Below are 19185 nucleotides of genomic sequence, written 5' to 3' on the forward strand. Positions count from 1 at the left end.
GCCCGGGTTTCTTGTTTGTGGCCCTGTGCCGGGCAGCTACCTACTGCCGTTAGCCAACTGCGTTGCACTACGCTTTCAAGGCTCCGAGCACACGCTTTATCAATTCGTTGGGGCTGCCATTGTGCCAGCGCCACACAATAACCAAGTCGTGCTCTGGATCAACCCAAATGGTGTTTTGGCCGGCGCCAAGGGCCGCATAGCTGGTAGCTGGCGCATCGGGCCAGGCTTTGCGGGTGGTATTGAGCCACCAGAGGTAGCCGTAGTCGGGCCCTACGGGGCCGGGGGTTGTGGCTTGCTGAATCCAAGCGGGTGATACTACCTGGCGGCGGCCCCACCGCCCCTGCCGCAGCATGAGGTAGCCAAAACGCGCTTCGTCGCGGGCATTGATGACGAGCCCCCCACCCCAGCGCGTACCTCCGCTTACCGAGGGCATCATCTTACCGCGGACGGTAGCTATGGCGTTTGGATAGGAAACCCACTGCCAAGAGGTAGAAGCCCCAATGGGGTCCAGTACTTCCTTTTTCAGCACCTCCGGCAATGGCCGCTCCCACACGCGCAGCAACGACAGGGCCAGCCGGTTGATTCGCACGTCGTTGTACTCATAGTAGGAGCCGGGCGCTTGTAGGGCACGGGGCTTCCGCTCGCCCCGGCCGAAGGCTTCGTGGCCAATAAAGTTGGCATTTTTACCCCACAGCTCCCCCTCCCACTCGCTGGTTTGGCGGGCGTGGTACTCCCACGTTATGGGCCGGTTCTGGGCTGATTCGTACCCGCCATCCTGCACGTATGTAGCTACCGGATCATGAATATTTTTGATTCTACCCCGGTCGATGGAAATGCCTAGAATGGTAGACAGGAAGCTTTTGGCTACGCTGTAGGTAGGATCGGCCCGCTTAGTATCGCCCCACTCGGCTACAATGTAGCCATGGCGCAGGATGATGCCGTTGGTAGCGGCGCGGCTGCTAGGAATAGGTCCCAGCAACTTGCCAAAAATCTCCTCCTGGGTAGAAAAATCAGGCGCCATTTGGGTGGTTTCCTGAGTTTTGGCAAAGGCTACCGCATCCGCAAGCCGGACAGAATCGAAGCCCGCCACGGCAGGTGCTTGGCGTTGCCAGGCATCGCCGGAGGGCGGAAAGTAGGCACCAGGGTGGGCAGTACTGATACTGGTAGGGGCCGGGCGAGTGCAGGCGACAAACGCCGGCAGAACCAGAAGAAGTATAGATTTAGGTAACATGGACAGCAGTAGCAAAGCGGAAGTAGAGTTCTGAAGCGCGGACGCATGCAGCGCACCGGAGCGAAGATAGGCCTCCTACTTCCGGCTCCAATATCTGCGGCTGCAGATCTTCTACCCCTTCAAAACCCACAAGCAGCACAGGCCAACCCTGGTATTGGCCTGTGCTGCTTTACAAGTTAGGCTGGAGCGTTAAGAGTAACACGTCGTTGGTGCGCAAGGGCAGCGTATGCGTACACTTTCTATCTGAGCCCACGCGTAGACTCTTCTGCTGTACCGGCTTATCCGGAGTGGCGGCGTGCAACTGTCGTTGCTACTCCTAGACAACTGCGCTGGGTGCCCCCTGTAGGCTCAACTATCAGCAGATGATAACTAATACCCCAGCGCAGAGCTAAGTAAGGCTGGAGCAAGCAACTAGCGGCGCCCAACGCTCCCCTTTGCCGAGCCTGATACCGTAGCCGGGCTTTCTGGGGGGCCGAGGTAGCTGGCAGGCAACTCACCGTGGCTTACCACCAGCTTTTCCAGCACCACGCCGGGGTCCACACGCCAGAACTTTAGGGTATGCGTGCCAGCAGTAGCGAGGTTATGCTGGGAGGTTTTGATGAGGATGCTTTCTGCCACGGCCTGCTCCCAGGGCCTGTTCCCGTTGTCGGGCTTCAAGCCAGTATGCAGGTTGATGATCTGCGGCGTTTCATCATCAATAGAAACGGCGTACCGCAACCCTTGGTCATTGGTGAAGTCAAGTGTGGGGGCTAAGTAGGCGCGCACCGTAACCGGCCCCGCTTGCTGCATAGTAATGGTGTACTCCAAGTGGGGCGACTGCCCCCCGGGCGTGGCCTGGGGCGCAGCCGTAACCGGGAATGATGTGACGGCCCCTAGCGTGCGGCCAAAATCGGGGAGGTGTTGCCAGGTAACCGGGCCAGTTGTTACGGCCTTGGTGTAGTGCTCGGCTTCTATGCTCACGTAGCCATTGCTCTCCTGAAAGCCAGCTCCGGCCGCTGCTGCACCACCAGCCTTGGGAGCCGCTACCGACGCAGTAGGCGTCGGCTGGCTGGTGGCATTCGCCAGGGTTTTTACTTCGGGCATTTTGTTGGCCTCGGGCTGCTGCCAGTAGGTGTAGCCAATGTGGGTTTGGTCCATCATGTGGTTCCACTTGCCGCCCGCCACCGCGTGGTAGCGGCGCGTAATTTCGCCGTCTTTGGCGTACAGGGCCTTGGCTTTTTCGGCCAGCGCATTCGTATTAGACAGGCCTTTTTGGGCAGCCTCCCGGTTCAGGGCAACGGTATAGTATAGCTCGTTGAGGTTGGCGCAGGCTTGTACGGGGTGCAGCACAAGCTCGTAGTAAGCGTCGCGGGAGGCGGCCGGAATCTTTTGGTTGATAGCCTCAGCCCGCGTGAGTAACTGGTTGTAGTCGGCTACTACCGTTTCAAACTCCCGGAAGTTGGCGAGGCTATATGTGTTTTGGTCTAGTAGCTCGGGCTTACGGCGAGCGTTGTATTTGGCGTATTTGGCAAGGATGTCGGCAATGTCGGCGGCATGGCTGGGGCCAAACTGCTGAGCGGCCCACCGCTGGGTGTAGGCGGCTACGTCGGTGGCCTTAATGCGGTTGGGATTCCACGCGTAGTCCAGAAAAAACGAGATGGGAAGCTCCATGGGCTTGAGGTCACCCACGTTCACAATCCAGATTTGGTTGGCGCCGTACTCATGGGCCAAGTGCATTTGTTCCCAAATGCGGGGCAGCGGGTTTGTATTGAGCCACTTGTAGTTGCGAGGCCCACCCACGTAGTCGAAGTGGTAGTAGATGCCGTAGCCGCCGCTACGGGGCTTCTCCCCTAGCTTTGGCAGCTTGCGGAGGTTGCCCCAGTTGTCGTCGCAGAGCAGTAGGGTTACGTCGTCGGGCACGCGCATGCCCCGGTCGTAGTAGTCTTGCACTTCCTTGTAGAGGGCCCACAGCTGGGGGGTTTGCTCGGCGGGTTTGCCGGTCGTCTCGGCAATAATCTTACGCTGATCGGCCACAATGCGCTCTAGCAGGGCAATGTTGTTTTCCTCGCTCATGGGCTCGTCGCCGTCGCCGCGCATACCAATGCTCAGGATGTTTTCGCGGGTGCCCATGCGCTGCATGCCACCGCGCCAAAACTCTTGCAAGGTGCCCGCATTGGTTTGGTAGTTCCAGGGTCCTTTGCCATACCTCCGCCACTCGTCATGAGCGCGCGTCAGAGGCTCGTGGTGGGAGGTGCCCATCACAATGCCGTACTCATCGGCCAGCACCGGATTCTGCTTGTCATCATCGTTGAAGGCATTGCCCCACATAGCGGGCCACAGGTAGTTGCCTTTCAGACGCAGAATCAGCTCGAACATGTGAGCGTACATCTTGGAGTTGACGCCGCCGAATTTCTCCTTAGACCAGTTTTGCAGAGCCGGTGCTTCGTCGTTGATGAAGATACCCCGGTATTTCACGGCTGGCTCGCCCTGCGAATGCCCCCCCGCTGCCACGTACAACGCCTTTTGCTCCTTCGTGGGCACATCGGCCCACCAGTACCACGGCGACACCCCCATCTGCTGCGACACGTCGTAGATGCCGTAGATGGTACCGCGCTTGTCGCTGCCGGCAATGACGAGGGCGCGGTCAATGCCCGGCATAGGCTTTTCAATGGTTTGCACTACAAACGCTTCCCACTTCCCAGCTAAGGCAGCCCCGTTTAGTTTGCCGGCTTTCACAAGTCCGTCAATCAGGGGGCTTTTGCCCAGAGTGCCAATGAGCACTACTTCCTTACCCTTGGGTGCCTGGTCAGTAGTTAGCGTGGGCTGCAACTTTGTGACGCGGTTGATATCGACCTGCAAGTCTTTGGCGGCACGCAGTACGCCTGGCCACTCAGAGGCGCTGGCGTATAGGGGGGCTGCTTTACCAGAAGCGGCCAGGGCGAAGCTACCCTTGCTTTTCTTAGCAGAAATATACGTGTCGCCTAGGCTAGACGGCGTGTCGGCCCAGCTTGGGGCACAGGCCAGTAGCAGCAAGGCACACAGCCAGCGGGCCAGCAAGGCCGGGCGTGTTGAATGGGAATGTGAAATGGGCATGAGCGCAGAAAAAACTGTCATTGTAGTTTCTAGCCCTGGTCGCCTCGCCCCTAGCCCCTCCCCCAAAGGGCAGAAGGGAATGCAAGGCTAAATAACGAGCTAGTTATATGCTTCTCCAGGAGAGGCTAAAGTGGCTTAAAACGAAACTAGCGTTAGTCTTCCTCCATCCAGAGAGGAGCTAGACAGGGGTGAGGCGACCAGGGCTAGAAACTGCTCTAACGCTCCGGTCAACCACGCCCTACCTCTCCTCAGCTGACAAGGGAGCTGCGCGCCGCCTAGAACTTCACAACTTCCTGGTAAGCTCTCTTAGGCTTCAGGTTCTGATCGAAAAGCAAAGGGTAGTTTTTGCGGCCGGCTACTGGGTAGGTATCCAGCCAGCTGTACTGGTCCGACACGTTCCAGAAGGTCACGCCAGTCAGCACATTCTTGTAGTCGCGGAAGACGCGGAAAAACATCTTGTATTGCGCGGCCTGCTTCTGCTCCACCTCCGGTGTGTAAGTGTCCAGCTCGCCGGGGCGCTTCTCGCGACGCTCCTTTTCCCAAGGGTAAACAGACACGTCAAGCTCCGTAATCTGCACTTTCAGGCCCAGCGAAGAATACTGCTCAATGGCTTTACGTAGCTCTGCTTCCGTGGGCTCCTGCAACGACCAGTGGCCTTGCAGCCCTACGGCATGAATCGGCACTTTGGCGTCTACTAGCTTCTTGAGCAGCTTGTACACCCGTTCGCGCTTTTCGGGGCGTTCCGTGTTGTAGTCGTTGTAGAATAGCACGGCTTTGGGGTCGGCCTCGTGGGCGTACTCAAAGGCCTTGGCAATGAAGTCCTCGCCGCAGATCTGGTACCACTCGGAGTTGCGCAGGAACTCGCTGGGGTTGTCGGCAATGGCCTCATTCACCACATCCCAGGCGTAGATTTTACCTTTGTAGCGCTTCACTACCGTAAAAATATGATCGTGTAAGCGCTTGAGTAGTACTTCCTTGCTTACTGGCTTGCCCTGGGCATCTTTGAACAGCCACTTGGGCGTTTGTTCGTGCCAGAGCAAGTTGTGGCCGCGCACCCGCAGCTTGTTTGCCTGAGCGAAGTTTACGATGGCGTCGGCGTCGGTCCAGAAGTAGCGGTTTTCCTCCGGATGAATCGGCCCCATCTTCATGGCGTTTTCCGGCGTCACGCTGTTAAACTGCTGTTTTATCAGTTCAGCTTCCGCACCTTTAATCGACTGCGGCCCTACCGCCACGCCTATAGGGAAGTAGTTTTTGTAATAGTCTTTGAGGCCTTTGTCGGCGGCGGGGTGCTGGCTGCTGAGCAAGCCGGCGCAGCTCACGAGCAAGGCACCCAAGGCTAGTTTCGGAAAGGTGAAAACGGTGGATTTCATAGTCAGAACAAAGGATTCAGTTCGGGCAAACACATACAAAGCCCCCCACGGCCGATATAAGACGATGCGTCATTCATCAACAGCGGGAGGCTTTGGCTGCGGGCATGCAGGATAGCGAGGCCCTACCCTGCTACCCCCATCCGGCGCGCAAACGGCACCGGCCAGCCTCTCCCCTAGGGTTCCCACGCCCATATGGAAGGCCAGCCGGTTTCGTTTGGCAAACGCTTAGATGTACTGGTTAATAATGCTTTCCAACCACTCCTGCTTGCCGCTGCGGGGCGTGGGCTCGCCCGACTTGTGCGCAATGGTGCGCAGGTCTTCTAAGGTCAGCTGGCCTTTCTCAAAGGCGGCACCCTCACCCGAGTCGAACGAAGCGTAGCGCTCCTGACGGAACTTGCGGTAAGGCGACTTCTCCAGGATGTCGTTGGCTACCACCAAGGAGCGGGCAAACGTATCCATGCCGCTGATGTGGGCAATGAAGATATCCTCCAAGTCGGTAGAGTTACGCCGAGTTTTGGCGTCGAAGTTGATACCACCGTGTTGGAAGCCCCCGGCCTCCAAAATGATGAGCATAGACTCGGTCAACTCATTGAGGTTGTTGGGGAACTGGTCGGTGTCCCAGCCGTTCTGGTAGTCGCCGCGGTTGGCGTCCATAGAGCCCAGCAGGCCCGCATCGGCGGCTACCTGTAGCTCGTGCTGGAAAGTATGGCCGGCCAGCGTGGCGTGGTTTACTTCCAGGTTCAGCATGAAATCGTCTTGCAGGCCGAACTCCTTCAGGAAGCCAATAACGGTAGCAGCGTCGAAGTCATACTGGTGCTTGGTGGGCTCGGCTGGCTTGGGCTCGATGAAGAATTTACCCTTGAAGCCCTGCTGACGAGCGTAGTCGCGCGCCATTGTCAGGAAGCGGCCCATGTGCGCTAGCTCGCGCTTCATGTCCGTGTTCAGCAGGGTCATGTAGCCTTCGCGGCCACCCCAGAACACGTAGTTTTCGCCGCCCAGGGCAATCGTAGCGTCAATGGCATTTTTCACCTGGGTAGCGGCGTGGGCTACTACCTGAAAATCGGGGTTAGTGCTGGCCCCGTTCATGTAGCGCGGGTTAGAAAACACGTTGGCCGTGCCCCAGAGCAGCTTAATACCGGTTTCGCGCTGCTTTTCCTTGGCGTACTCAACAATGGCTTGCAGATTGCTCTCGTACTCGCTCAACGATGCGCCTTCGTCTACCAGGTCAACGTCGTGAAAGCAGTAGTAGGGCGTGCCCAGCTTGGTGAAGAACTCAAAGGCGGCATCCATCTTGTCGTAGGCGCGACCCAGAATATCGCCCTTGCTGTCCCAGGAAAACTGCTTGGTGCCGGGGCCGAACGGGTCGCCCCCGGTGCCCGTGAAGGTGTGCCAGTAGGAAGTGGCAAAGCGCAAGTGCTCCTTCATGGTTTTGCCGGCCACAATGCGGTTCTCGTCGTACCACTTAAACGCCAGTGGGTTGTCTGACTCCCGACCTTCGAACTTAATGGTGTCGATGCCCTTGAAAAATTCCGTTTTAGAAAGCGTGCTGGTTGACATGCGATTGGGTGGTTGAGTGACCTAAAACTTGTTGTAGTGTATGGTTCCAATGACCGTAAGCGGCCTGGTACTGGTCTTGCAAGCTGGGCGTAGGCTCTAGCGTGAGAATGCGCTCTAGGCCTGCGAATGCCTCGGCGGCACTAGCGTATACGCCCGCGCCAATCCCAGCGCCGCGCGCGGCGCCCTGGGCGGCATCAGTGTTGTAGAGTTCCAGCTCCACGTTGCCGGAGTTCACGAAGGCCTCCCGGAACAGTGGGCTCAGAAACATGTTGGCATTGCCGGCGCGCACCTTGCGCACCTGTACTCCTGACTCACGCATGATGTCCATGCCATAGTTCAGGGCGAAGACGATGCCCTCTTGCGCAGCGCGCAGCACATGCTGGCGGCCGTGGGTATTAAAGCTCAGGCCCCGAAGCTCGGCGGTAGTAGGCCTGTTTTCTAGCACCCGCTCCGCCCCGTTGCCGAAGGGCAGAAATACCAGTCCTTCGGCCCCTACTGGGGCAGTAGCGGCCAGGGTGTTCATTTCGTTGTAAGGAATTTCGCCCACCACTTTGCGCAGCCAGCTGTTCAAGATGCCCGTTCCGTTCACGCACAGTAGCATGCCATTGCGAGGTTGAGCGGGCGTGCTGTTCACGTGCACAAAGGCATTCACGCGGGAGCGGGAATCTACCACGGGCTGGTCGCTGATGCCGTATACTACGCCAGACGTGCCCGCCGTAGCCGCTATTTCGCCGGGCTGCAGTACGTTGAGCGAAAAGGCGTTGTTGGGCTGGTCGCCGGCGCGGTAGCAGATGGGCGTCCCGGCCGTAAGGCCCAGTTCCTGGGCAGCTTCGGGCGTGAGGCGCCCCTGCTCGGCAAAGGTGTCTACTACTTCGGGCAGCAGGTCGCGGCTGATGCCGTAGTAGTCCAGCAGGTCTTGCGCAATGGCCTGCTCCCGGAAGTTCCAGAACACGCCTTCCGAGAGGCCCGAGATGGTGGTGCACAGGCGCCCCGTCATCTGGAAAGCAATGTAATCACCTGGCAACTGAATTTTGTGAATCTGCTCGTACAGGTCGGGCTCGTTTTCTTTCACCCACTTCAGCTTGGAAGCTGTGAAGTTGCCGGGCGAGTTGAGGAAGCTGTTTAGGCAGAAGTCTTCCCCCAACCCCTCGAAGGCCTGGTTGCCAAAGTCTACGGCGCGGCTGTCGCACCAGATGATGGCGGGACGCAATACCTTGCCGGCCTTATCTACCAGCACCAGGCCGTGCATTTGGTAGGTGATGCCAATGCCGGCTACCAGGGAAGTATCGAACCCGTATTCGGCTTTGATTTGGTGGGTAGCGTTTACAACCTCCTGCCACCAACGCTCCGGGCGCTGCTCCGCCCAACCCACCATGGGGGCCGAGATTTCCATTTCCGTTTTCGGTGAAGTAACGCTGGCCAGGCAGCGGCCAGTAGTGGCATCCAGCAGGGCTACTTTTATAGAAGAGCTGCCGATATCATACCCGAGCAGGTATTTCATGAGAGAGTAGTTTCAGGCGAGAGGAAGTGGGCGGGGGCATCAACGTCGGGACAATACCACGGAACGAAATAATTCTATTTCATCCTACACAATACAGTTTTCAAACCGTGGCTACCTGAGCGTATTCCAAGGACTACATCAGACTATTGTTTCTCGAATATACAGTAAGTACCTACACACCTTTCACCCGAAATAGGCTTCAGCGCTTTGCATTCGTAATAAAAATACCGAAACCGTTTTCGGAAACGTTTTCGATAGGTAGAGGCAAGCAAATTTATTTTCGTACTTATTATCCAAATAGTCAAAAACCGGCGGGGTCTGCCGGTTTTGTGACGCCAAACTCCTTAGAAGGAAAAATTCTATTCGACGTCATCTATATTTCTTATCCTCGGCAGTGGCTCGTTGTATTGCTGCGCGCACACTTTTTTCAGCAGTAATACATTGTACTTCAATCAATTGACTAGCACTTATCCCAACTATTACCGACAACTACAAGTCCACAGCCCCTTGATGACCCTCGCACCGAGCATCCTTGTACATCCAATACGCGCACCTTCGTAAGCTGGTTGGTACTGCAGAGGGTGAAGCACTTACTGGCCGAGGGGTTGCGCAGAAGTGTATGGTTATTGCGCACGCCAATGTTGTGGCCTGCTAGCACCAGCCAGTACTATGGAACCCTGGCTAGTGCTGGTAGGCAGAAGAGGCAACGGTGGCCGCCAGACGCGCGGAAGACCCGAGCAAAGAGCATGGAGGAAGAGTTGACAGCTTGGGAAAAGGGCACCTTTAGCGCACCGCAAGGGTAGCCGTAGCGGGCTTGCTAGCTCCGAGGGTTTGGCTACGCGCCGAGGGTAGGGACCCACCCACTGCAATGGTTACCGGCCCGTAGGAGCCACCGATTTGCCTTGGGCATCAATCAGAGCCAGTTGCTCAGGCGTGAGCGTGAACTTGACCGTAGTGCTGGCACCAGGCTGCAACGCCACCCGCCGGAAATTTTTGAGAGCGTAGCGCGGAATCTGCTGGCCTTGGCGGGGCGTGTGCGTCAGGTAAAGCTGCACCACTTCTTCCCCAGCCATTTTGCCAGTATTGCGCACGGTGGCTTCCACTTCTACGGGCTTGTTCTTAGCTGCCTTCTTGGGCAGCTTCAGGGTGCCGTACTCAAACTTGGCGTAGCTCAGGCCGTAGCCGAAGGGGTACAGTGGTTCCTGGGTCATGTAGCGGTAGGTGCGGCCCAGCATGCCGTAGCTTTCGTAGGCGGGCAGCTGATCGAGGCTCTTGGGGAAGGTAATGGGTAGCTTGCCTGAAGGCGACACTTTCCCAAATACGATGTCGGCCACGGCGTTGCCGCCTTCCTGGCCGGGGTACCAAGCCAGAACTACCGCGTCGGCCAGCTCGTGTACTTCCGCTAGGTTCATGGGGCTGCCTCCGGTGATGATGGCTACCAAGGGCTGCTGATTGTTTTTGCGTAAGCCCCGCAGGAAATCAATCTGATTTTGGGGCAGGTTGTAATCGAGCCGGTCGCCGAAGGATGGGGAAGCAATGGATTCGCCCTCTTCTCCTTCCAGCAGCCCATTGATGCCCAGCACCACAAACGTAGCGTCGGAGGTGCGGGCCGTGCCGCTTACCCAGTCTACGCCGTTTTGGTTAGGCCGGTCGAGTAGGGCGCCGGGGCGGTACTGCATTTGGCTGGCAGGGCTCACGCCCGCCACCAGGCCTTCCAGAATGGTCTTCATCTCCGGGTTGACGCCGTAGTAATTACCAAGCAGAGCATCCAGATTCGCCGCGTTGGGGCCCGTCACGAAGTATTTCGCTAAGTCGTTGCGCAGAGGTAGCACGCCGTTGTTCTTGAGCAGCACAATAGACTTTTGCGCAGCCTCCCGGGCCAGGGCACGGTGCTTGGGACTGTTGATGACGTCCGTAGACAGCTTGTCGTAGGGGCTGCTACCGGGGGCGTCGAACAGACCCAGTTTGAACTTGGTCCGCAGCAGAATGGCCAGGGAGCTATCCATCTGCGCCTCCGTCGTCAGGCCCTTCTTCACGGCCTCGGGCAGGTAAGGATACACGCTACCACAGTTCAGGTTTACGCCCCGTTGCAAGGCCAGCGCGGCCGCTTCTGCCGGTGTTTTCACCACCTTATGCCCCTGGTAAAAATCCACCAGCGCCCAGCAGTCTGACACAATATGGCCCCGGAAGCCCCACTGCTTGCGCAGCACATCCTGCAGCAAGTAGGTATTACCGCAGCACGGCTCTCCATTGGTGGCGTTGTAGGCGCACATTACGGCTTCCACATTTGCATCCACCAGTTGCTTGAAAGCGGGCAGGTAGGTTTCCTGCAAATCCTGGGGCGAGGCTACTGCGTTGAACTCGTGCCGGAGCTTTTCGGGGCCGCTGTGCACGGCAAAGTGCTTGGCGCAAGCGGCTACTTTCAGGTGCTGCGGGTCGGGGCCCTGCAAGCCCTTCACAAACGCTACCCCGAGGCGCCCCGTAAGGGTTGGGTCCTCACCGTAGGTTTCCTGCCCCCTTCCCCACCGAGGGTCGCGGAAGATGTTGATGTTGGGGGTCCAAAAAGTAAGGCCGCTGTACTGCTGGCGGTAGCCTTAGCCACGGCGGCATTGTACATGGCCCGCGCCTCGTCGGAAATGGCTGTAGATACGCGTAGCGCCAAGTCATCATCAAAGCTGGCTCCGAGCCCAATGGCCTGCGGAAATACAGTGGCCGCACCAGCCCGCCCTACCCCGTGCAGGGCCTCGTTCCACCAGTTGTACGCCGGGATATTCAGCCGCTCAATGGCCTTGCTGTTGTACATCATCTGATCGGCCTTTTCTTCTAGGGTGAGGCGCGAAATCAGGTCTCGCACCCGCACACTGACAGGCTTGGAGGGGTCGAGGTAGGCGGCGGGGGCTTGTTGGGCTTGGCCCGATAAGCTCAGACAGGCCAGGAAGCCGGAGAAAAGCAAACGTTTCTTCATATGGTGGGAAAGGTGGAAGTATGAGGCAGGCAGCGCGTAGCAATAGCAGGTACACGGAAAAACCGGCAACAGGAATGCGCTGCACAAGGCGGATACGCGCTTGAGTTCAGCGCACTACAAGCAAGGTTCGAACAGGTAAGAAGGGTAGCCCCCGGAGCGGTAGCCGGTTTTTATTGAGCTGGTGCGGTTGCTGACACGCTGGCCTGGAAGGTAGAAGCTGGTAATCCTTCCTTATTGTAGAGCTTAGTGCCCTCGGGGTTGTCGGCCCAAGCGTAGCGCACCGATACGGGCTGCGGTACCTGGTCGCTCCAGACTACTACCTTGTTGCCTTCAATTTTGGCGTTAGCCCAAACGTACTTCTTGTCGGCACCTGCAATAGCAAAGTACTGCAAGTTGTCGCCGCCCTTTGCTACCAGACCGCTACCCGTGTTGGTGAAAGAAATCGTGGCTTTGTTGCCGTTCACCTGCATCGACTGGTACAGGGGCCCCATGCCCACAATCTTCTTCTCGCCGTAGGCCACTGATTGCGCGGCCAGCGCCAGGCGGTGGCCTACTGTCTGCTTATCAAGGGGGTGAATATCGTTCCACTCGCCCACATCCAGGAGCACTGCCATACCCGTATTAGGCACGGCCAGCGTGCGGCGCTGCGCATCACGCAGGGCCGCCCAACCACTCTCGCTGGGCTCCTTCCTCACGGCCATGAAGTTAGGCAGCTGCGCGTACACGAAGGGCAGGTTGGGGCGCTGCATTTGCTGCCGCCAGTCGGTGATTAGGGAGGAAAGCAGGGACTGGTAATCCTCCGGGTGGCCAGCATTCGACTCGCCCTGGTACCAGAGCACGCCTTTTACAGCGTACGGCAGCACGGGCGCAATCATGCCATTATACAGTCCTCCGGGTTGGTATTGAAAGGTAGTAGTACCGGGCGTGGGCGACATGGTGGCGCCTAGCTTGTACTGCCACGGTCCGCGCAGGTCAATGGTCTGCCCGCCACTGGTGAGCTGGTAACTTTTACCCATCGTAAAGCCTCCACGGCCTCCGTTGCTAATCAGCCGCACAACTATCACGTTTTTGCCGGCCTTAAGTACGCCGGGCGCAAAGTCGTACTTGCGGGGTGGGTACTGGTAGCCCGTAGTGCCTACAAGTTGGCCATTGATGTAGGTAGAGTCGGCGTCAACCAGCGTACCTAGCTCTAAGCGGGCCGGTTTGCCTACCATACTGGCAGGCACCTCTACCTCTTTCCGAAACCACACCACGCCATTCACAGGGCCCAGCGGTGTTTGATCGGCCCAGTAGCCCGGCACATTCATAGAAGCCCAGCCGCTGGCATCATAGCCCACCGCCGACCACTTAGTCTGACCTGGTGCTTCGCCCTGATCGGTTTGGTGCAGGCGCTTATACCAGTCGGCTACGGCGGCGCCTTCCCGCTGCTTGATACCAGCTACCAGGGCACTGTCTCGGTACTTAGCGCCCTGCTGCTCGTACGTGGGGAACTGCTTGAGCGCCCCGGCGCTCAGCCAAGCCTCGGCCGGTGAGCCGCCCACTGCATCCTTAATAATACCTACCGGCACCTGGTATTTTGCGCTTATCTCCTTGGCGAAAAAGTAGGCCACCGCTGAAAACTGCAGGATACTTTGCGGGTCGGCAGCCACCCAGGAACCACCCGTCAGGTCGGTTTGTGGTCCGCTGAAGGCGTAGGTTAGCGGCACGTTAAACTGTCGGATGCGCGGGTTATTGGCCTGGGCTACTTCCTGCGGGTACTTGTCGCGTACTCGGCTCATGGGCGTTTCCATGTTCGACTGCCCCGAGCAGAGCCACACGTCGCCCACCAGCACGTCCTTCAGCGTGATACGGTTGCTGGCTGTAATATCCATCTGGTACGGCCCACCAGCTTTCAGTGCGGGCAGACTGATCTGCCATTTGCCGTCGGCACCAGTGGTAGCCTGGTAGGTTTTCCCGTTGAACTTCAAGGCAACTTTCTCGCTGGGTTTGGCCCAGCCCCAAATGTTCACCTTCGTGTCGCGTTGCAGCACCATTCCGTTGCTGACCAGCTTTGGCAGGCGCACTTGCGCAGTAGTTTGGGTGGGTGTCAGCAAACAACTGCCGAGTAACGCCAGCAACAGGCCTTTCCGACCCAGGGTAACTGGCCCAGGAAGCAAGGTGCCAGAAAAAAGGGGATGCATCATTTGAGGGGTTGATTAATACATGTAACGTTGGATTTGCCTCGTGGTCCGCGGCCTGAACCAGAGGGCGAACCAGGTAAACCAGGCCTAGCGGCTAGGCAGTGCCCACACCCTGATTGTTAGAGCGGGCTTCAGGTGGTATAGCGGACTAAACCTCTGACAGGGAACTCATCTTGGCAGGCCGCTAATTCTCTTGCCCCCTTGGGTGCATGTCATTGGCGATAATGGCATCCAGATTACTTGCCGGCGGCTCTATGGTAGCGGGTAGTGGCATGTGGCTGAACTGTTGGAAGTACAGCAGGCAAGCATCTTTCCACTGCACAGCATTACCGCTTTGGCTCCGCAGTTTGTACTGCACCACGGCAAACCGCTCCGCATCTACGTAGGGCTGAGCCTTGTCCCACACTTTTTGAAACTGGCGCACCTGCTGCACGCCCTTGTCGTAGTGGTAGCCCAACTCTTCCCACAGGGTATGGCCGCTTTTCATCTTGAAATTCCACGGCAAGTGATGGAACCACAGTAAGTACTCATCGGGGCAGGTTTGGGGATTGTTAAACTGAGAAGCCAACGGCTGGTGGTACTGGCTTACCGCGTTGCTGCCGGTGGTGGTGCGGTTGAAGCCCACGCCCGCGGAGTCGGCTTGGTGGTAGTAGGGCGGCGTCCAGTCGGCGCGCATTTTGGGTGGTGCCCACCACGGCCCGGGGCCATAGTGCCCACGGGTGGCCGACATAATATGATGCAAGCCCAGCGGCACGGAGTAGTTCACGGCGGCTTCCCGGCTATCCAGCATCATCTGCTTCACCGGACCCAGGAAATTAGTATTCCAGTCGGCGGCGTACTGCGGGGCGGCGCTTTGCGGAGCAGCGGCGCCAGAAAACGTGAGCTTAAGCCACTCGTCTGCTATCTGCGCACTCTTGAGGGTGTTGTTCCAGGCCAGTCGGCCGAAGGCATACCAGTTGGCTTGGGCAAAATCGTGGCCGGTCCAGTTGGTATCTAGGCCTACGTTAGATACCCCGGCCATGGCCGTGTGCTTTTGCGGGTACACGCGGCCATCGGTGCAGCGGGCCACCGTGCTGCCCGGCCCGGCTTGGTACGTATCGCTTTGCAGGCACTCCTCCCACATCGTGGACAAGAACACCAAATCAATGGCGTGCCCCAGGTACTCTTGAGTTATCTGAAACTCAGGCATTACGGAGGTTTTCTTCAGCGCCCCGAAGAGCGGACTGAACGGCTCGCGGGGCTGGAAATCAACCGGCCCGTTTTTTACCTGAATGATGACATTGTCCCGAAATTTACCATCCAACGGCACAAACTCATTGTAGGCCTGTTTTGCCCGGTCCTTATCATTGGGGCTGTACACAAAGGCGCGCCACATCACTATTCCGCCGTAGGGCTTTACCGCGTCGGCCAGCATGTTGGCGCCATCGGCGTGGGTGCGGCCGTAGTCCTGGGGGCCGGGCTGACCTTCACTGCTGGCCTTCACCAGAAAGCCGCCGAAGTCCGGAACGAGCCGGTAAATTTCTTTGGTCTTGCTCTGCCACCAGGTAGCCACGGCCGGGTCGAGGGGGTCTGAAGTCTTTAGGCCACCCAGTAATGCCGGCGAGGTAAACTTCACCGCCAGATACACCTTCACTCCGTACGGCCGAAATACGTTGGCAATGGCTTTCACCCGGCCTAGGTACTCAGGCGTCAAAATCAGTTGAGAAGCGTTGACGTTATTGATGACGGCACCATTGATACCCACGGAGGCATTGGCGCGGGCGTATTCCTGCCAGCGGATTTTATCCTCGGCGGTAGTCACCAAAGCGTTGTCTTTGCGCCAGAATATGGATTGCCCGGCATACCCGCGCTCCACCGACCCATCGGGGTTGTCCCAGTGGTTTAAGAGGCGGTACTCATAAGAGGGATTCGAGAGGGCATCTGACACCGCCTGCCCGGTTTGTTGGCGCCGCAGCAACTCAAACACTCCGTACAATAGGCCCGCCTCCGTAGTAGCCTGCACCCCGTTCGGGCTGAGGTGGAATCCATCGAACTTGATGGCTTTGTCCTTCTTAATAGTCAGCGCCACCGACGCTCCAGCTTTTCCACGCCAGCCTTGCTGTAGCTCCTGCTTGGCCGTAGCAACTATGGCCGAGTTTTTCGCGGAGGATACCACCTTAACGGGTGCCGCTTGTTGCTTGCGGAGCCACAGCTGATGGCCGTCTTCGGCGCGCAAACCGGCGGGGAGGCTCAGGAGCAGAACGATCAGAAAAAGGGTTTTCATAGCGGGAATTATGTAGGTCAGGTGGGTGAGAAGCGGGGCAGGAAGGCCACTATTTCGCTGGCGCTACGCCCTCCGTCGTCTGCATTATTTTCTGAATGGTGCCATCGGGATTGTAGCGCAGATAATCCACGCAGATGGAGCGCCGGTAGCTGCCACCGGTGGGCAGGGCACCATTGTGGTAGAAAAAGTAGCTCTTGCCCTTGTAGTCGATGATGCCGGGGTGCGTAGTAAAGCTGTTGGGCACATTTTCCTGAATAATGCCTCGGTACGTCCAGGGCCCGGTGGGGCTAGTGGCCGTGCAATACTCAATCATTTCGGGCTTCGTGCCGGCGCTGGCATACACGAGGTAGTACAGCTTCTTCCGCTTGTACACCCAAGGGCCCTCAATGTAGTTCTTGGGCGTGAAGGTGGTGACAGGGCCGGCTAGCTCGGTCATGTTATCCTTCAGCTTCACCCACTTACAGCTTCCATTGCCCCAGTACATGTAGGCCTGCTTGTCGTCATCGATGAACACCGTGGGGTCGATGTCGTCCCAGGCGTGGGGCTTGTCCTTGGTCATTTCATTGACGACGAGCGCCTTGCCAATGGCATCCTTGAACGGCCCGGTAGGTCTATCTGACACAGCCACCCCGATGGCTGCGCCGCCTTGGCTGTTATCGTCTTTCTTATGAAACGTAGACACGAACCAGTAGAACTTGCCATTGCGGAAAACGCATTGTGCGGCATAGGCATCACCGGTAGCCCAGGCGAAAGTGCGCGGCGATAGGCGCTTACCGTAATCCTTCCAGTGCACCATGTCGGTGGAGGAATAGATGCGCCAGTCGGGCATTTTGTAATTTGTTTCGGTTACTGAGGCTGTATCGTGGCCGGTGTAGAGAAACAGCGTATCGCGGTATACCAGCGGCGCCGGGTCGGCCGTGAACACGTCTTTAATAATCGGGTTTTGCGCCTGCGAAGGGAAGTAAACTCCGGAGGCAAGCAGGGCAATGAGCCAGGTCTTTTTCATTGGAGCAGGTAGTAGGTGGGAAGACTACGCAGGCCTGTTAAGGCCGCGAGGCAGGCTGGCGGCCTAAAACAGCCCTTGAGCAAACAGGTACAGGTCGTGGCGCCACACGGGCCAGGTATGGCCGCCGGGATACTCGCTGTACACATACTTGATGCCCAGCTCATCCATTTTGGCCCGCATCACTTTATTGTTCGCGTAGGCAATATCGGCTGGCCCGCCCATCGAGAGCCACAGCTGCTTGAGGTTGGTATTGATGGTGCCGGCATTGGCTTTCATAAAAGCGTATTGTGGATCAGACAAGGCCGCATTATTGGCGAAAAAGCCCGAGCTGAACACGCCCAAGTGAGCAAACATATCCGTGTTCTTGATACCGGCATAGAGCGTTTGCAGGCCGCCCATCGATAGGCCTGCCAGCGCCCGGTTATTGGCCCCGGCCGCCACCCGATAGTTGCTTTCTACCACTGGCAGCACAGTTTGCTTTAACTCGTCTTCAAAACGCTTCAGGGTACCTTCCTTAAAACCCGCTAGGCCACTAGGGCCACCTATGTTGCCATCCAGCATCACCACAAGCATGGGGTTGGCCTTTTTCTCGGCAATCAGGTTATCCAGAATCAAGTCGGCTTTGCCTTGCTTAGCCCAACCAGTTTCGTCCTCGCCCCCGCCGTGCAGCAGGTAGAGCACCGGGTACTTGGTGGCCGTATCAGCATCGTAGCCCGCCGGCGTGTACACGTAAAACTGCCGCCAAGAATTAGTGACCTTTGAATAATATCGCTTCATCCGCACCTCGCCGTGGGGCACGTCTTTCAGGGCGTAAAAGCTGGTGCCACGACCCGGAATCTCGATGCCGCTGGCCATACGGCCCATGCCGTAGAAGGTGTCGCTGGCGGGGTCGGCCACGGGCAGCCCATCGAGCACCAGCGAATAATAGTGTAGGCCCCGGCTCAGCGTATCGGTGGTCACGGTCCAGGTGCCGCTGCTGTCCTTCACCATGTCGTACTTGCGGCCCAGGTCTAGTTGGGCCTGCTGCACACCGGGGGCTTTCAGGCGAAATACGGCGCGGTTATCAGGCAGAATCTGGGGGTACTTGGCGTTGCGCACGTTGGTGGCGGCAGGAGCGCCTAGCACCGTATAGGTAGGCAGCGCGGCTACATCTACGGGCTTAAACAAGAACTGCGAGAACATGTACAGCCCGTTTTTCCAGACTTTAAAGTCGTGCCCGCCAGCCTCTAGGTAGTACACGTGCGGCACCTTGTGCTCGTAGAGGTAGTCGTGAGTGCGCTGGCTGATGGGCAGCAGGCCATCCTGGTCGCCGCAGGAAATCCAGAGGAGCTTAAGCTGCTTTGCGGCTTTCGCAGGATCGGGCACCAGCTGCTCGGGCAGCTTGGTGTTGGGGGCCGACGAAAAGCCGCCTACCCAGGCGAATTTATCCAGGTTACCCAGCCCAAAATTCAGCGACTGCCCCCCTCCCATCGACAGGCCGGCTACGGCCCGGTTCTCGCGGTTCCTGAGAACTGGATAGGTCTTCTCGATATAAGGAATGAGGTCGGTCAACAGGTCTTTTTCGAAGTTGGCAAACGCGGCTACCTTATACGACTCGTAGATATTCCCAACGGGCCGATCATCTTTCATGGCCCGGCCGTTGGGCATCACCACCAGCATGGGCTTGAGCTTGCCCGCCGCGTACAAATTATTCAGAATCACCTGTGGTCGTCCTCCCTTGAGCCACTCCTTTTCGTCGCCCCCGATACCGTGCAGCAGGTAGAGCACTGGGTACTTCTTCCTCTTGGAATACCCTGGCGGTGTGTACACCAGTGCCTTGCGCACCGTCCCCACGGTTTTCGAGGTGTAGCTGATGCTATCTATTCTGCCAGTGGCAATACCGGCGGTGGGCAGATCGAAGCCCTTAGGAGCTTCCATTGCCATTTTTTGGGCAACCGCGCTGCTCACACTCAGCACCACAACACTCAGGATAGCAGGGACTATGTTTCTCATACCGTGGAAAGAGGCCTAGCAGGCCAGGTAATGGGTGGGAAAATCAGA

The 19185-nt window shown here is 57.8% G+C and carries 11 protein-coding genes; all 11 read right to left on the minus strand.

Going from position 1 to position 19185, the window contains the following annotated elements; all coding sequences use genetic code 11:
- Positions 1 to 67: 67 nt before the first annotated feature.
- Complete coding sequence (locus tag VI25_RS01000; protein ID WP_045690311.1) at positions 68 to 1231, minus strand: serine hydrolase domain-containing protein; 1164 nt, start codon at positions 1229 to 1231, stop codon at positions 68 to 70.
- Between the two features lie 411 nt (positions 1232 to 1642).
- On the minus strand, positions 1643 to 4303 hold the full coding sequence (locus tag VI25_RS01005) for a glycosyl hydrolase 115 family protein (RefSeq protein ID WP_055562179.1): 2661 nt from the start codon (positions 4301 to 4303) through the stop codon (positions 1643 to 1645).
- A gap of 275 nt (positions 4304 to 4578) precedes the next feature.
- Positions 4579 to 5673 carry an endo-1,4-beta-xylanase gene (locus VI25_RS01010; RefSeq protein ID WP_055562180.1) on the minus strand — a complete coding sequence of 365 codons (1095 nt, stop codon included), beginning with the start codon at positions 5671 to 5673 and terminating at the stop codon, positions 4579 to 4581.
- Between the two features lie 225 nt (positions 5674 to 5898).
- Positions 5899 to 7230 carry a xylose isomerase gene (xylA, locus tag VI25_RS01015; protein ID WP_045689571.1) on the minus strand — a complete coding sequence of 444 codons (1332 nt, stop codon included), beginning with the start codon at positions 7228 to 7230 and terminating at the stop codon, positions 5899 to 5901.
- Positions 7208 to 8731, minus strand: coding sequence for a xylulokinase (locus VI25_RS01020; protein WP_045689572.1), 1524 nt, complete (start codon positions 8729 to 8731; stop codon positions 7208 to 7210). The genes xylA and VI25_RS01020 overlap by 23 nt, the downstream gene beginning before the upstream one ends.
- 872 nt (positions 8732 to 9603) lie before the next feature.
- Positions 9604 to 11280, minus strand: coding sequence for a glycoside hydrolase family 3 C-terminal domain-containing protein (locus VI25_RS26260; protein ID WP_316934225.1), 1677 nt, complete (start codon positions 11278 to 11280; stop codon positions 9604 to 9606).
- Positions 11196 to 11696 (minus strand): glycoside hydrolase family 3 N-terminal domain-containing protein, encoded by a 501-nt coding sequence (locus tag VI25_RS27520; RefSeq protein WP_262489893.1) that lies wholly within the window; start codon positions 11694 to 11696, stop codon positions 11196 to 11198. The genes VI25_RS26260 and VI25_RS27520 overlap by 85 nt, the downstream gene beginning before the upstream one ends.
- Positions 11697 to 11866: 170 nt before the next feature.
- Positions 11867 to 13879: a sialate O-acetylesterase gene (locus VI25_RS01030; protein WP_236704824.1), complete on the minus strand. Its 2013-nt coding sequence runs from the start codon at positions 13877 to 13879 to the stop codon at positions 11867 to 11869.
- 181 nt (positions 13880 to 14060) lie between these two features.
- Positions 14061 to 16139 carry an alpha-glucuronidase gene (locus tag VI25_RS01035; protein ID WP_045689573.1) on the minus strand — a complete coding sequence of 693 codons (2079 nt, stop codon included), beginning with the start codon at positions 16137 to 16139 and terminating at the stop codon, positions 14061 to 14063.
- A 49-nt stretch (positions 16140 to 16188) separates the two neighbouring features.
- Positions 16189 to 17145, minus strand: coding sequence for a glycoside hydrolase family 43 protein (locus VI25_RS01040; protein ID WP_055562181.1), 957 nt, complete (start codon positions 17143 to 17145; stop codon positions 16189 to 16191).
- 63 nt (positions 17146 to 17208) lie between these two features.
- Positions 17209 to 19137, minus strand: coding sequence for an alpha/beta hydrolase-fold protein (locus tag VI25_RS01045; RefSeq protein ID WP_045689783.1), 1929 nt, complete (start codon positions 19135 to 19137; stop codon positions 17209 to 17211).
- Between the last annotated feature and the right edge of the window lie 48 nt (positions 19138 to 19185).

This window comes from Hymenobacter sp. AT01-02 (assembly GCF_000961955.2).
Lineage (GTDB): Bacteria > Bacteroidota > Bacteroidia > Cytophagales > Hymenobacteraceae > Hymenobacter > Hymenobacter mucosus.